Origin of the sequence: Kocuria sp. HMSC066H03 (genome assembly GCF_001812045.1) — a bacterium.
GTDB lineage: Bacteria > Actinomycetota > Actinomycetes > Actinomycetales > Micrococcaceae > Kocuria > Kocuria rhizophila.
On sequence record NZ_KV807506.1, the window covers coordinates 374119 to 388721 of the forward strand.

Annotated in this window: 12 protein-coding genes; 2 read left to right on the forward strand and 10 right to left on the reverse strand. The window is 72.2% G+C overall.

Features of this window, described 5'->3' with window-relative positions:
• Positions 1 to 5: 5 nt before the first annotated feature.
• The 4 genes from HMPREF2833_RS05150 to HMPREF2833_RS05165 form a co-directional block, all read right to left on the reverse strand.
• Complete coding sequence (locus HMPREF2833_RS05150) at positions 6 to 290, reverse strand: methionine/alanine import family NSS transporter small subunit (RefSeq protein WP_019311218.1); 285 nt, start codon at positions 288 to 290, stop codon at positions 6 to 8.
• Positions 287 to 2053 (reverse strand): sodium-dependent transporter, encoded by a 1767-nt coding sequence (locus HMPREF2833_RS05155; RefSeq protein WP_019311219.1) that lies wholly within the window; start codon positions 2051 to 2053, stop codon positions 287 to 289. Before HMPREF2833_RS05155 ends, HMPREF2833_RS05150 begins: the two co-directional genes overlap by 4 nt.
• A gap of 95 nt (positions 2054 to 2148) precedes the next feature.
• Positions 2149 to 3111 (reverse strand): polyprenyl synthetase family protein, encoded by a 963-nt coding sequence (locus tag HMPREF2833_RS05160; RefSeq protein ID WP_100205783.1) that lies wholly within the window; start codon positions 3109 to 3111, stop codon positions 2149 to 2151.
• 109 nt (positions 3112 to 3220) lie between these two features.
• Positions 3221 to 4492, reverse strand: coding sequence for a geranylgeranyl reductase family protein (locus HMPREF2833_RS05165; RefSeq protein WP_029603669.1), 1272 nt, complete (start codon positions 4490 to 4492; stop codon positions 3221 to 3223).
• A 270-nt stretch (positions 4493 to 4762) separates the two neighbouring features.
• Here HMPREF2833_RS05165 and HMPREF2833_RS05170 point away from each other — a divergent pair, with 270 nt between their 5' ends.
• Positions 4763 to 6184 carry an isochorismate synthase gene (locus HMPREF2833_RS05170; protein ID WP_070636809.1) on the forward strand — a complete coding sequence of 474 codons (1422 nt, stop codon included), beginning with the start codon at positions 4763 to 4765 and terminating at the stop codon, positions 6182 to 6184.
• 72 nt (positions 6185 to 6256) lie between these two features.
• Complete coding sequence (locus tag HMPREF2833_RS05175) at positions 6257 to 7027, forward strand: ABC transporter substrate-binding protein (RefSeq protein WP_019311223.1); 771 nt, start codon at positions 6257 to 6259, stop codon at positions 7025 to 7027.
• Between the two features lie 54 nt (positions 7028 to 7081).
• Here the strand turns inward: HMPREF2833_RS05175 and HMPREF2833_RS05180 are convergent, their stop codons facing one another.
• The 6 genes from HMPREF2833_RS05180 to HMPREF2833_RS05205 form a co-directional block, all read right to left on the reverse strand.
• Positions 7082 to 7819: an SDR family oxidoreductase gene (locus tag HMPREF2833_RS05180; protein ID WP_019311224.1), complete on the reverse strand. Its 738-nt coding sequence runs from the start codon at positions 7817 to 7819 to the stop codon at positions 7082 to 7084.
• Positions 7820 to 7886: 67 nt separating this feature from the next.
• On the reverse strand, positions 7887 to 9698 hold the full coding sequence (gene menD / locus HMPREF2833_RS05185; RefSeq protein ID WP_019311225.1) for a 2-succinyl-5-enolpyruvyl-6-hydroxy-3-cyclohexene-1-carboxylic-acid synthase: 1812 nt from the start codon (positions 9696 to 9698) through the stop codon (positions 7887 to 7889).
• A 189-nt stretch (positions 9699 to 9887) separates the two neighbouring features.
• Complete coding sequence (locus HMPREF2833_RS05190; RefSeq protein WP_019311226.1) at positions 9888 to 11228, reverse strand: sulfate adenylyltransferase subunit 1; 1341 nt, start codon at positions 11226 to 11228, stop codon at positions 9888 to 9890.
• A 2-nt stretch (positions 11229 to 11230) separates the two neighbouring features.
• The gene (gene cysD / locus HMPREF2833_RS05195) at positions 11231 to 12166 is read right to left on the reverse strand and encodes a sulfate adenylyltransferase subunit CysD (protein ID WP_059281606.1); all 936 of its coding nucleotides are present in this window, start codon (positions 12164 to 12166) and stop codon (positions 11231 to 11233) included.
• Positions 12148 to 12885 carry a phosphoadenylyl-sulfate reductase gene (locus tag HMPREF2833_RS05200; RefSeq protein WP_059281607.1) on the reverse strand — a complete coding sequence of 246 codons (738 nt, stop codon included), beginning with the start codon at positions 12883 to 12885 and terminating at the stop codon, positions 12148 to 12150. The genes cysD and HMPREF2833_RS05200 overlap by 19 nt, the downstream gene beginning before the upstream one ends.
• A complete protein-coding gene (locus tag HMPREF2833_RS05205; RefSeq protein ID WP_059281608.1) occupies positions 12882 to 14594 on the reverse strand; it encodes a nitrite/sulfite reductase in 1713 nt (570 codons plus the stop codon). The genes HMPREF2833_RS05200 and HMPREF2833_RS05205 overlap by 4 nt, the downstream gene beginning before the upstream one ends.
• Positions 14595 to 14603: the final 9 nt, after the last annotated feature.

Consider the following 14603-nt stretch of genomic DNA (forward strand, 5'->3'; position numbering starts at 1 on the left):
TCGGGTCAGAGGTGGCGGCCCGTGGCCTGCTCGGGAGCCTGGGCACCCTCACCTGCGGGGCGCGGTTCACCGCGCAGGTCGCGCGGGTCCTCGGCCGACGTGCTCGGCCGCCCGGCGGCGTCGTCGATGCCCCCGTGGTGCGCCTCAGCGAGCTCGCCCTCGTCCTCGGCGGGCGTGTCGATCTCGTCCTCCAGCTCGGGAGAGCGCTTGATGTTGATCAGCGCAAGCACCAGTCCGCCCCACACCAGGACCATGGCCACGACCATCATGACGATTGCGGTGCCGTTCATCGGTTGTCTCCTTCGGTGTGGCGGGACGTGGCGCCCGCGGAGGTGGTCGCCCGGGTGTCGCGCTCGGTGCTCGAGCGCGACCAGGGCATCCTCCGCCGGACCACGGTGCCGCGGTAGATGGCGCGCAGGGAGAAGTCCTGGCCCAGCGCCGGGGTGCGCCCGGCGGTGTCCGGGTAGTGGGTCAGGGACTCCTGGTTCTCCAGCGCCTTGCGGTCCAGGTAGGCGTCCTGCACCGAGGGTGCCGGGCTGGTGAAGGCCTCCGACGTGCGCCTGCTCCACGGCAGCCGGGAGATCAAGTAGGAGATCACGATGAGACCGACCGCCATGCCCCAGCCGAACACGTTCACGAACCACTGCGGCATGTCGTTGTAGCCCTCGGCCACGGTCTGCGTGAGCTGGTCGATGAGGATGTAGCCCAGGATCACCGGGGTCACACCGCCGGCCATGATCATCCAGGTGCGCCCCAGCTTGAAGGACGAGACCGAGTTGATGTGGTCGCGCAGCGTGGGCAGCGCGGTGAACCCGGAGGTGAGCAGCAGCACCGAGACCAGCGCGGCCGTGACGATGCCGAAGTTGTTCACGAACGCGTCCACCACGTCCAGCAGGTTCAGCCCCGTGGTGGTGGGGAAGAACAGCAGGGACACGGCCGCGAGGGGCAGGACCACCGTGGCCACGGCCGCCTTGCGGGAGAGCCCGAGCTTGTCCCGCACGCCCGCCACGATGACCTCCACGATGGAGATCAGGGACGTGAAGCCCGCGAAGGACAGGGCGCCGAAGAACAGCACGCCCAGAACGGTGCCGAACGGCGCCTCGGAGATGATGGCCGGGAAGGCGATGAACGCCAGGCCGATGCCGGACGTGGCCACCTCGTCCACGCCCACGCCGGAAGCTGTGGCCATGAAGCCCAGGGCGGCGAACACGCCGATGCCGGCGAGGATCTCGAACGAGGAGTTCGCGAAGCCCACCACCAGGGCCGAGCCGGAGAGGTCCGAGCGGGGCTTGAGGTAGGACGCGTAGGTGACCATGATGCCGAAGCCCACGGAGAGGGAGAAGAAGATCTGCCCGTAGGCGGCCACCCACACGGAGGAGTCGCCCAGGGCCTCCCAGTTGGGGGTGAACAGCGCGTTGAGCCCGGCGGAGGCGCCCGGCAGCGTGACGGCCATGACCACCATGATGAGGAACATGACCACGAGCAGCGGCAGGAGCACCACGTTGAGCTTGCCGATGCCGTTCTGCACGCCCATCATCAGCACCACGAGCAGCACGACCCAGGCGATCGCGGTCACCAGGAGCACGGGCCAGATGTAGTCGAAGCCGATGGTCACCTCGTCCGAGACCTGCATGTAGTCCGACATGAAGAACGAGGCGGGATCGTCCCCCCACGCCTTGGTGAAGGAGAACACGGTGTACTGCATGGCCCAGCCGATGATCAGCGCGTAGTAGACCGCGATGACCACGCAGATCCCGAGCTGCCACCAGCCAATGGTCTCGAGCTTGGGGTGCAGCCGCCGGAAGGACAGCGGGGCGGAACCGCGGTAGCGGTGCCCGATCGCGTAGTCCAGCATGAGCAGGGGAATGCCCGCGGTGAGCAGTGCCACCAGGTAGGGGATGATGAAGGCGCCGCCGCCGTTCTCGTAGGCGACGTACGGGAAGCGCCAGATGTTGCCCAGGCCCACGGCCGAGCCGATGGCGGCGAGGATGAACATGGTGCGGCCGGAGAAGGCTTCCTTCGCGGCGCCACCCTGTGGTGTGTCAGTGGTCATGTGTGAACCTCACGGGGGAATTCGTCCCATAGACGCGGCCACCGGGGTCCCGGGGCACGCAAGCGGATCGTGAATGTCCCAAGGATACTGACAACTCAGCCGGTTCTGTGGACCACCGCGTGGGCGAATTCACGGAGTGCGGACTTGGCCACGGAATCGTCCAGGGGCGCGAGCGCCTCGATGGCCTCGTCCGCCCACTGGTTCGCGATCCGCCAGGCCTCTGCGGAGACCGGGTGCTCGGACACGGCGTCCACGGCGCGGGCGAGCGCCTCGTCCTCGGAGAGGTCCCCGTCCACGAGGGCGAGCACCTCGCGCGCCGAGGCCGCCGCCTGCGCGTCGGTTCCCACGGCCTCGCGGCGCAGCAGCAGCACGGGCAGCGTGTCCACGCCCTCGCGCAGGTCCGTGCCGCGGGTCTTGCCGGAGACGTCCGGGTGGCCGGTGAGGTCGATGATGTCGTCCGCGAGCTGGAACGCGAGCCCCAGCTTCTCGCCGTAGACCACCATGAGGTCCACCACGGAGGCGGGGGCACCACCGAGCAGGGCGCCGTACTGGCCGCTCGCGGCGATCAGCGAGCCGGTCTTGCCCGCGATGACGTCCAGGTAGTGCTCCACGGGGTCGTCCCCCTCGGCGGGTCCGGCCGTCTCACGCAGCTGGCCGATGACCAGCCGCTCGAAGGTGCGGGCCTGGATCATGAGGGACTCCTGGCCGAGCTCGGACACCATGGACGAGGCCCGCGCGAAGATCATGTCCCCGGTGAGGATGGCCACCGTGTTGCCCCACACGGTGTGCGCGGTCTCCACGCCCCGGCGCATGGGGGCGGAGTCCATGACGTCGTCGTGGTAGAGGGAGGCCAGGTGGGTCAGTTCCACCACCACCGCGGCCTCGACGACGTCCTCGTTCACGGACCCGGCCACTTCCGCCGCGAGCAGCGCGAGCAGGGGCCGGATGCGCTTGCCGCCGGCGTTGAGCAGGTGGCGCGCGGTGACGTCCGCCAGCTGGTCCGTGGAGCGCACCGCTTCGCCCAGGCGCTCCTCCACGCGCTCGAGCGAGCGCAGCATGAGGGGACCCAGACGAGGGTCCTGGGCGATGAGTTCGAACCCCGCGGGCAGGCGCGGGGAGGCCTCGGGGCGGCTGGGATCAGTCACGGTGCACCACTCTATCGACAATTCAGCGCGCGGGCGTCAGCGCGTCCAGCACCGCGATGGCGCGGTCCGTCACGGTCCGCGCGGGGTGGTCCGAGAGCTCGGTCATCACCTGCACGGCGAAGCGCATCAGGGCGGGCACGTGCATCCCGGCGCGCACCGCCGCGGAGAGCACCGCGGGGTGGCCGATGAGCTCGGCGAGCACCCTGCCCTGCGTGAAGTGGGCTCCCCACTCGTCGCGCACGAGCTGCGGGTAGCGGGCCAGGGCGTTCTCGCGCTGCTGAGAGCCGTTGGCACCGGCGGCGTCCAGGATGCAGGACGCGGCGAAGAGCCCGGACTCCATGGCGTTGGAGATCCCCTCGCCGTTGAACGGGGAGACGAGCCCGGCGGCGTCGCCCAGGAGCATCAGGCCGGGGACGTAGTGGGGGGTGCGGTTGCCGGCCATGGGCAGGGCGGCGGAGCCGATGCGCCCCACCTGGTGCTCGGGGTCGAAGGTCCAGTCCGCGGGCATGGAGGCCACCCAGTCGCGCAGCACCGTGCGGTAGTCCAGCGTGCCGAAGGCGGGGGAGGTGTCCAGGATGCCGAGGCCCACGTTCGCGGTGCCGTCCCCCACGCCGAACACCCAGCCGTAGCCGGGCAGCAGCGAGCGCTGCGGGGAGGTGCCGTCCTGCAGCTCCAGCCAGCCCTCCATCCAGTCCAGCGCGGAGCGCGGGGAGCGGTAGTAGGTGCGCACGGCCACGCCCATGGGCCGGTCGGTGCGCCGGTGCAGGCCCGCCGCCACGGCGGTGCGGGTGGAGTTCCCGTCCGCGGCCAGCACGAGGTCCGCGGTGTGCTCCTCGGTCTCCGCGGTGCGGCGGCCGGTGGCGGGGTCCATCACGGTGGCGCGCACGCCCACCACGCGCCCGGTGCCGTCCCGCAGGACGTCCTTCACGGCACGGTGCTCGACCACGTGCGCACCGGCCCGCTGCGCGTGGCGGATGATGTCCTCGTCGAAGCCCGCGCGGGTGCGGACCAGGCCGTAGGAGGGGAAGTCGGTGAGCTCGGGCCAGGGGAACTCCACGGTGCGCCCGGCCGCCACGAGCCGCAGCCCCTGGTTGCGCGTGTAGCCCTCGGCCTCGCCGTGGGGCAGTCCCATGAGCCGCATCTGCTGCACGGCGCGCGGGGTGAGCCCGTCCCCGCAGACCTTCTCCCGCGGGTAGCCCGTCTTCTCCAGGACGGTCACGGGGATGCCCTGGCTCGCGAGCCAGTACGCCGCCGTGGCGCCGGCGGGACCGCCCCCGCTGATCAGAACCTTCACTGCGCCGCAGCCCTCCGCGTCCTCGTGCACCCCGGGTGCGCGCCGGCCGGCACGCGAGACCCCCTGGAATCCACGGACCATTGTGTCACTGCCCGCCGACGCCGCCCGCTCACCCACCGCCCCCGGCTCCCCCTCGCGGTCGGGCTCCGGTGCGGGCCTCGAGCCCGTCATTGCGCACCACGGGGGCCGGGATCCCGTGAGGGGGCAGGGCGCAGAGGCGGGCTGGGGAGCGGCAGCACCGGTGCCCAGCGCGTCCTATGCTGGTGGGCGATGACACCAGAGTTCCCCGCGCCCCGTCTGAGCGCGCTCACCCTCCCCCTCTCGGACGTCCCCGCCGCCTCGGACTTCGCGCGCGACCCGGACGTGCGCCGCCTGCTCGGCAGCGAGGACCCCGCCACGTGGATCGTGCGCGGCCAGGGCCTCGTGGGCCTCGGGCGCACCGCGGCCTACCGGGTGCGCGGCGGCACGCGGTTCACGTCCGCGCGGGTGTGGTGGGACGCCGTGCGGGACTCCGCGCGCGTCACGGACGAGGTGCGGCGCCCGGGCACCGGGCTGCTGGCCTTCGGTGCGTTCGCGTTCGCCCCGTCCTCCACCGTGGACTCCGGGCTCATGGTGCCCGAGCTCGTGGTGAGCACCAGCGGGGACACCGCCTGGCTCACGCTCGTCACCACCGACCCCTCCCCCACGGTCTCGGACCTCGACGCCGCCTGGCGACGTCTCGCGCGCGTCACCCCCGCCGGGCACGCTGCCCCCGCCGGGCACGACGCCGCCGCGCCGCCTCGCGCGGATGCCGGCCGGGCGGCGTCGTCGCACCCCACGGCGGTGCCCGGTGCGCTGGACGAGGAGCAGTGGATGGCGGCCGTGGCGGACGGCGTGGGCATGATCCGCGCCGGAGAGCTGGACAAGCTCGTGCTCGCGCGGGACGTGGTGGTGGACACCGGCGCGGACATCGACCTGGGCGGGGTGCTCGGGCGGCTGAGCGAGCGCTTCGACACGTGCTGGACGTACTGCGTGCGCCTGGGCGAGGAGGACTCGCCGTGCGCGGGGCGCCTGCTCGGCGCCACCCCGGAGATGCTCATCCGCGTGCACCGCGGCACCGCGACGGCCCGTGTGCTCGCGGGGACCCTGGACCGCCAGGACCTCCCCGAGGGTGCGAACCCGGAGGACTTCGCGGGCACCGAGCTGGGCGGGTCCGAGAAGCAGCAGCGCGAGCACCGCTTTGCCGTGGACTCCCTGGTGGCAGGACTGTCCCCGTACGCGGACGAGGTCTCCGGCGGCGAGCACCCGTTCATCCTGGCGCTGCCCAACGTGTGGCACCTGGCCTCGGACGTCACCGCGCAGCTGCGCACCGGCGTGGACGGCACGCTGCCCTCTGCGCTGGAGCTCGCGGAGGCCGTGCACCCCACCGCCGCGGTGTGCGGAACCCCCACCGAGACCGCGGGCGCGGTCATCGAGGACCTCGAACGCATGGACCGCGGCCTCTACGCGGGCCCCGTGGGCTGGCTCGACGGCGCCGGCAACGGCGAGTGGGGCATCGCCCTGCGCGGGGCGGTCCAGCTGGACGGGCACCGGGCGCGGGTGAGCGCGGGCTGCGGGATCGTGGCGGAGTCCGATCCGCGGGCCGAGCTCGCCGAGACGTGGGCCAAGCTGCGTCCCATGCTGGAGGCGCTGCCCGCGCGCAGCCAGGGGTAGCGGATCCGGCCGGGGCCACGAGGCCGCATAGTACGATCGCCACAGGTCCAGGCCACTCGATGAGGAGTCCCCATGCCAGCGCCACGTCGCACTGCATCCGCGGTCGCCGCCGTCTGCGCGGCCACCGTGGTGCTGGCCGGGTGTGGATCCTCCGCGCAGGAGGAGGCCCAGCAGAGCCCTTCCCCCGAGGCCTTCCGTGTCTGCACCAACTCCCCCTACGCCCCGTTCGAGTTCGAGCGCGACGGCGAGACCGTGGGGTTCGACATGTCCCTGGGCCACGAGATCGCCCGGGACATGGGCCGCACACTCACCGTGGTGCAGGCGGACTTCCACACCCTGGAATCCGGTGAGGCCCTGAACGAGGGACGGTGTGACGCTGCCATCTCCGGGATGACCATCACCGAACGGCGCCGTGAGGCCGTGGACTTCTCGCAGCCCTACTTCAACGACCAGATCGCGCTGCTGACCGCCGAGGGTTCCGGTATCACCGGCTTCGACTCGGTGGGCAGCAGCACCGTGGGGGTCCAGCACGCCACCTCCGGTGAGAAGTACGCGCGGCACAAGAAGCTGAAGGTGCGGGAGTTCGAGGATCTGGACCGGATGTTCTCGGCCCTGCAGGGCGGTCAGGTCAAGGCGGTCTCCGGAAACATCTCCACGCTCTCCCAGGAGGCGAAGAAGCGTCCGGAGCTGCGGCTCGTGCAGACCGTGGACACCAACGAGAACCTCGGTGTGGCCGTCAAGAAGGGCAACACCGAGGTCCTCGACGCCGTGAACCGCACCCTGGACCGGGTCACGAAGGACGGCACCGTGGACCGCCTCAGGCAGGAGTGGATGGGCATGTAGCACCCTCCGGGCGCACCCGCCCGGAGCTCTCCCGGCACCCCGGGCCGGTGGTGCTCAGCGCATCCCGGAGGGGCGCACGGAGATGACCTCCACCTCGGAGGTGCGCTCGGCGTCCACCGCCATGCGGACCGCGGCGGCGATCTGCTCGGGCTGGATCCACTCCTCCGGGCGGTACTCCTGGCCCATGTACTCGTGCAGCTGCTCCTGCATGTCCGTGGCCACGCGGCCCGGGTGCACCGACGCCACGCGCACGCCGTGCTCGCGCTCCTCCTCGCGCAGCGCGTCCGTGAGGGCACGCAGCGCGAACTTGGTGCCGGAGTACAGCGCGGAGGACGCCCGGGACGTGAACCCCGAGCCGGAGTTGATGGCCACCACGTCCCCCTGAGCCGCGCGCAGCTCGGGCAGGGTGAGCCGGGTCAGCTGCGCCACGGAGATCACGTTGACGTCGAAGATCTGCTCCCACATCTTGCGGGGCGCGTCCGCCACGAGGGACTGCGGGGCGATGCCCGCCGAGTGCACCAGGACGTTCAGCGCCCCGAACTCGTCCCGCAGGGGTGCCCAGGCGGCGGCCACCTGCTCGTCGTCGGTCACGTCCGCCACGAACGGGCGGGTCCCGGGGCCCACGCCGGCGAGCTCCGCGCGCACGCGCTCGACGTCCTCGGCGGAGCGTCCTCCCACGAACACCACGTGGTCGGCGGCGAGGTCCCGGGCGATGGCCCGGCCGATGCCGCGGGTGGCGCCCGTGACCAGGGCGGTGCGAGGGGTGCTCTGCTGTGCGGTCTGTTCACTCATGACGCCATGCTAACGAGCGGCCCCGCACCCCGCGCCAGCGGGGTCACCGCCGCGGCCGCGGCGCGGCTCAGCCGCCCGCGAGGTGCTCCTGCGCCGCCCGCGCTCCCGCCTGCCGCGCGGCCGCGTTGACGTCCCGCAGGGTCTCCCGGGACACCGGTACCTCGATGACTCTGCGGCCCCCCACGGGCTCCGCGAGCGCCGCGGTCAGGTCTTCAACCGTGTCCACGCGCACGTGCTCGACGCTGTACGCCGCGCACAGCTGCGCGACCCCCGCCCGGTGCGGGGTCCCGAAGAACCGCTCCACGGCCGCGGTGTAGCGCTCGTCCAGGCCCAGCCCTCCGTGCTCGAGGGTCTGGAAGATTCCCCCGCCGGAGTCGTTGACCACCACCAGGTGCGCGTCCGGAACCTGTTCCCCCGGGCCCACGAGCAGCCCGCCGGCGTCGTGCAGGAACGTGAGGTCTCCCATGACGGCGCGCACCGGGCGCCCGGTGCCCAGCCCCACGCCGAACGCGGTGGCCACCGTGCCGTCGATCCCGGCCAGACCCCGGTTCGCGATCACGGGCACGGGCGAGTCCGCCCGCGCCACGAGGTCCACGTCCCGCACCACCGTGGAGGAACCCACCACCAGCACGGAACCGTCCCGGCAGCTCGCGTCCCACACCGCGCGGGCCACGTGCAGCCGGGTCAGCTGCTCCTGGCCGTCCGCGTAGCGCAGCACCGCGGCGTCGGCGGCGTCCCCCGCCTCGCGCCACGCACCGAGCCAGCCCTCGGCCACGGTCCCGACGGCGCTCGCGGCCTCCGCGAAGCCACGCACCTCGGTCTCGGGGCGGCGCCCCGGCTCGAACCACGGTGTAGGCTCCGGGCGCACCGCCACCATCTGCACGCCGGGACGCTTGAGCAGGGCGGAGACCGCGCGGCTCAAGGTGGGCCGTCCCACGAGCACCACGGTGTCGACCTGCCGCCCGAGGGCGGTGTCCAGGAGGCTCTCGTAGGAGGCGACCGCCTCCCCCTCGCGGGCGTTCGAGGAGGGCTCCGCAAGCAGGGGGATGCCGTGCTCGCGGGCGAATCGAGCGGCGGCCCGCCCGGCGCCGTCGCCCGCGAAGACCACGGGATGGGAAGGTGCTGAGGCCGTGCTCGAGTCGCGGAGCGGTGCGGTCGGGGCGCCGTCGGTCGACAGTTCGGCGGGCAGGAACGGTTCGGGAAGCACCGACCACGGGTGGGCCGTGAGATCGGAGGGGCCGTCGGGCCGGGTGCCGCGCAGCTCTGCGGCCAGTTCCCGGGCCCAGTCCTTGAGGTGCTCGTGGTCCTCGTCCGAGACGGGGTAGAGGGGGTCCCGCAGGGCGATGTTGAGCTGCACCGGACCCGGCGCGGCGTCCCGGCTTCCGGCCAGCGCGGCGAGCGGGGGCTGCAGGGCGGCGGCGATCTCGGCGCGCTGCTCGGCCTCGGTCCCGGTCCCGTCCGGGGGCAGCACGTCCACCTCCGCGCGCACGAAGGTGCTGAACATCCCGGGCTGGCGCGTGGTCTGGTTGGCACCGGTGCCGCGCAGCTCGGGCGGGCGGTCCGCGCTGAGCACCACCACGGGCACCCCCGCGTGGGAGGCCTCCATCACGGCGGGCAGCAGCTCACCCACGGCGGTGCCGCTCGTGGTGAGCACGCCGCACGGGTGGCCCGTGGAACGCGCGACCCCGAGGGCGGTGAACGCGGCGTCCCGCTCGTCGATCCGCACGTGCACGCTCAGCGCACCGCTCGCGTGGGCGGCGGCCGCGGCGTAGGCCAGCGGCGCAGAGCGCGAGCCGGGAGACACCACCAGGTGCCGCATTCCGCGCTCCGCGAGCGCGCGCAGAACCGTGGTGGCCGTGAGGATGCTGGGGGTGATCACCCTCCCGAGGGTACTCAGCCGCACCGACGCAGACGGACCGGTCGACGGCGCCGGGCACGGCAGCCGCCCGGCGGCACCGTGGAACCGGAACGGGCGGCGCGACCGTCTCCTGCGGGCGCGACGGCGCCGGGCACGGCACGCACCCGGCGGCACCGTGGGACGGGACCGGGCGGCGTCGTCAGCCGGGGCTCAGATGGCCCACTCCCCCGCGTCCGCGCGGAGGCTGCCGAGCACGCCCGGGGTGTGGACGCTGTCGTCCTGGACCATGCCCGCGGCCTGGGTGCGCCCGGACTGCGGTTCGATCAGCAAGAACGAACCGAGCGCGTGGGAGGCCGTGTACGCGGTGGTGAACAGGGGTTCGGCCACGCGGATGCTCACGCGCCCGATGTCGTTGAGCTCGAACGCGCCCACGGACTCCGCGGCGAGGCTCTCCAAGTTCAGGCGCCCGTCGAGGGAGCCGACGATGCCGCGGACCACGCGCGTGGTGTGCTTGAGCAGCACGCGCTGGCCCTCACGGAGGGGGTTCTCGTCGTCCAGCCAGCACACCACCGCGTCCACGGTCTTGGAGCCCTGCGGCGCCTCGGCAGGGGCCGCGATCAGGTCGCCGCGGCTGATGTCGATCTGGTCCGCGAGACTCAGCGTGACGGACTGCCCCGCCACGGCCTGCTCGGCGGGGGCGCCGGCCACGTCGATGCGGGTGACCGTGGTGGTGCGCCCCGCGGGCTGGACCGCCACGGAATCGCCCACGGCCACGGTCCCGGAGGCGATCTGCCCCGCGTAGCCGCGGTAGTCCGTGAACTCCGGGGACACCGCGGCGGACTGCGGGCGGATCACGGTCTGCACGGGCAGCGCGAAGGGCTCGGAACGCGTGAGCTGCGAGGAGTCCGGGAGGTTCTCCAGCCAGCCCAGCAAGGAGGGCCCCGCGTACCACGGGGTGGCCTCGGAGGTCTCCACCACGTTGTCCCCGCGAAGTGCTGAGACCGGGATGGTCTGCAGGTCCAGCACGCCCAGCTCGTCCGCGAGCGCATGCAGGTCCCGTTCCAGTGCCTCGAAGGCGTCCTGTGCGTCCGGGACCAGGTCGATCTTGTTGACCGCCACGATCAGGTGCGGCACGCCCAGCAGCGCGGCCACGGCCAGGTGGCGGCGGGTCTGCTCCACGATCCCGTGGGTCACGTCCACCAGCACGATCAGCGCGTCCGCCGTGGACGCCCCCGTGACGGTGTTGCGCGTGTACTGCACGTGGCCGGGGCAGTCGGCCAGGATGAAGCTGCGTGCGGGGGTCGCGAAGTAGCGGTAGGCCACGTCAATGGTGATCCCCTGCTCTCGCTCCGCCCGCAGCCCGTCGGTCAGCAGCGCCAGGTCCGCGGAGCTCAGCCCGCGGGACTCGCTGACCCGTTCAATGGCCTCCAGCTGGTCCACCAGGATGTTCTTGGTGTCGTGCAGCAGCCGCCCCACCAGGGTGGACTTGCCGTCGTCCACGCTGCCGGCCGTGGCGATGCGCAGCAGGCTCGCTTGGTTCTCGGTGCTCATCTCTAGAAGTAGCCCTCTCGCTTGCGGTCCTCCATGGCGGCCTCGGACACGCGGTCGTCCGCGCGGGTGGCCCCGCGCTCGGTGAGCGTGCTGGTCCTGACCTCGGCCAGCACGTCCTGCGCGGTGGTGGCCGGGGACTCGACGGCGCCCGTGCAGCTCATGTCCCCCACCGTCCGGTAGCGCACGGTGCGGATCTGCACGGTCTCGCCCTCGCGCGGGCTCACGTGCTCGCCCACGGCCAGCCACATGCCGTCCCGGCTCACCACGTCCCGCTCGTGGGCGTAGTAGAGGGAGGGCAGCTCGATGCCCTGCTCGGTGATGTAGGACCAGATGTCCAGCTCGGTCCAGTTGGACAGCGGGAACACCCGCACGTGCTCCCCGGGGCGGTGGCGCGTGTTGTACAGGCTCCACAGCTCCGGGCGCTGGTTGCGGGGGTCCCACTGGCCGAACTCGTCCCGCAGGCTGATGATCCGCTCCTTGGCGCGGGCCTTCTCCTCGTCCCGCCGGGCGCCGCCGTAGACCACGTCGTGGCGGCCCTCGGTGATGGCGTCCAGCAGGGGCACGGTCTGCAGCTGGTTCCGGGTGCCGTCCGGGCGCTCCGTGAGCCGGCCGTCGTCGAGGTAGTCCTGCACCTTCGCGACCTCCAGGCGGATGTGCAGGCGCTCCACCGTGCGGTCCCGGAACTCCAGGACCTCCGGGAAGTTGTGCCCGGTGTCCACGTGCAGCACGGGGAACGGGATGGGTGCGGGCCAGAAGGCCTTGGCGGCCAGGTGCAGCATGACCACGGAGTCCTTGCCGCCGGAGAACAGCAGCACGGGGCGCTCGCCCTCCGCCGCGGTCTCCCGGAAGATGTGGATGGACTCGGCCTCGAGCCGCTGCAGCTGGGTCAGCGCAGTACCAGTGGGGGCAGTGGTGGTGCTCACAGGTGGATCCCGCATTCTGTCTTGCCCACGCCGGACCAGCGTCCGGCGCGGGGGTCTTCTCCGGGGGCGACCTTCCGCGTGCACGGGGCGCACCCGATGGACGGGTAGCCCTGGCTCAGCAGCGGGTTGACCACCACCAGGTTCTGCTCGGCGTACTCGACCACGTGGTCGAAGGTCCAGTCCACAATGGCGTTGATCTTGACCATCTGGTGGTGCTCGTCCCACTCCACGGGCGCGGCGTTCGCGCGGTGCGGCGTCTCTTCACGACGCAGCCCGGTCACCCACGCTTCGTACCCGGCCAGGGCCTTGTCCAGCGGCGCGACCTTGCGCATCCCGCAGCACAGCCCCGGGTCACGGTCATGGAGCCGGGCACCGTACTTCTCGTCCTGCTCGGGCACGGTGAGCTCGGGCAGCAGGGTGCGCACGTTCACGGGCCAGTCCCGGGCGAACTCGTCGCGGGTCTGCAGGGTCTCCGGGAAGTGGTAGCCGGTCTCCAGGAACAGCACGTCCACCCCCTTGAGGTGGGTGCTGACCAGTGCGGGCACCACGGTGTCCGAGGCCATGGAGCACGCCACCGCCAGGCGGGGCCCGAAGGTCTCCGCGGCCCACGCGAGCACCTCGTCCGGGTCCGCGTCCCGCTCGCCGAAACGCTCACGCGCCTCCTCCACGAGGGCCTTGAGCTCCTCGGTGGAGCGGGTGCGCCCGGGTGATGTCGTCACGTCAGTGGTGGTCATCGCAGGGAATCCTCCTCGGCGCTCAGCGCCCACTCGGCAAAGGACTGTTCCGGGCCGCGCTCCCGCAGGAAGGTGCGGGTCACGCGCTCCACGTAGTCGGAGAGGTCGTCCGCTGTGACCTTGAGCCCGCGCACGGTGCGACCCAGGCCGCCCTCCTCGCGGTCGGTGGAGGCCAGCCCGCCGCCCAGGTGCACCTGGAACACGTACTCCTCCCCGATGTACTGGCCCTTGAGCCCGATGTCCGCGGTCTGGATGCGGGCGCACGAGTTCGGGCAGCCGTTGATGTGCAGGGAGATGGGCGTGGGGATCTCCACGTCCGCCAGGCGGTCCTCCATGTCGTCGATCACCCGGGCGGCCAGGCCCTTGGTCTCCACGAATGCGAGCTTGCAGAACTCGATGCCCGTGCACGCAATGGTCGAGCGGCGGAACGGGCTGGGCTTCGCGTGCAGTCCCAGGGGCTGCACGGCCTCGATCAGCCCGTCCACGGTGTCCTCGGGCACGTCCAGCACCAGCACCTTCTGGTGCGGGGTCAGGCGGATGCGCTGGGAACCGGCGGCCTCGGCGGCGTCGGCCAGGGCCACGAGCGCGTCCCCGGAGAGCCGGCCCGCGGTGAGCGCGAAGCCCACGTACCGGTTGCCGTCCACCTGCTCGTGCACGCCCACGTGGTCCGAGTGGCCCACCGCGCGCTCCGGGGCGGGACCGTCCGGCAGCTCGAAGCCCAGGTACTCGTCCTGCAGCACCTTCCGGAACTTCTCTGGGCCCCACTCGGCCAGCAGGAACTTCAGGCGGGCCTTGGTGCGCTGCTTGCGGTAGCCGTAGTCACGGAAGATCCCGCACACCCCGGCCCACACGGGCACCACGTTCTCGCGGGAGACAAACGCGCCCAGGCGCTCGCCGAGCCGCGGCGCCACGGACAGCGCCCCGCCCACCCACAGGTCGTATCCGGGGCCCAGCTCGGGGTGGTTCACGCCCACGAAGCTGACGTCGTTGATCTCGTGCACCACGTCCAGCGTGGGGCTGCCGGTGATCGCGGTCTTGAACTTGCGCGGCAGGTTCACGTACTCGGGGTTGCCGATGAACTCCTCGCGCAGCGCGGCCAGCTCCGGCGAGGGGTCGATGATGGCGTTCTTCTCCACACCGGCCACGGGGCTGCCAAGGAACACGCGCGGGGTGTCACCGCAGGCCTCCAGGGTGGTCAGGCCCACGGCCTCCAGGCGCTCCCAGATCTCGGGGACGTCCTCGATGCGGATCCAGTGCAGCTGGATGTTCTGCCGGTCCGAGACGTCCGCGGTGCCGCGCGCGAACTCCCGGGAGATCTCCCCCAGCACGCGCGCCTGCTCGGTGCTCAGCTGCCCGCCGTCCAGGCGGATGCGCTGCATGAAGTACTCGTCCGAGAGGGACTCGGCGTCCAGCTTGGAGGTGCTGGCACCCTCCACGCCCTGCTTGCGCTGCGTGTACAGGCCCAGCCAGCGGAACCGGCCGTGGACGTCGTCCGCGGGGATCGAGGCGTAGCCGGTCTTCGAGTACTCCTCGATGATCCGCTGCTGCACGTTGAGCGAGTTCTCCTCCGCCTTGAACTCCTCGTTGTGGTTCAGGGGCGTGCGCCCGCTGACCTTCCACTGGCCCAGATCGGTGCCCTTACGAGGTCCGCGCACGCGTCCGGACGCGCTCTTGGGGGGCGCGGTCCCGGTGTCTGCGGAGGTGGTCATGGGGTGCTC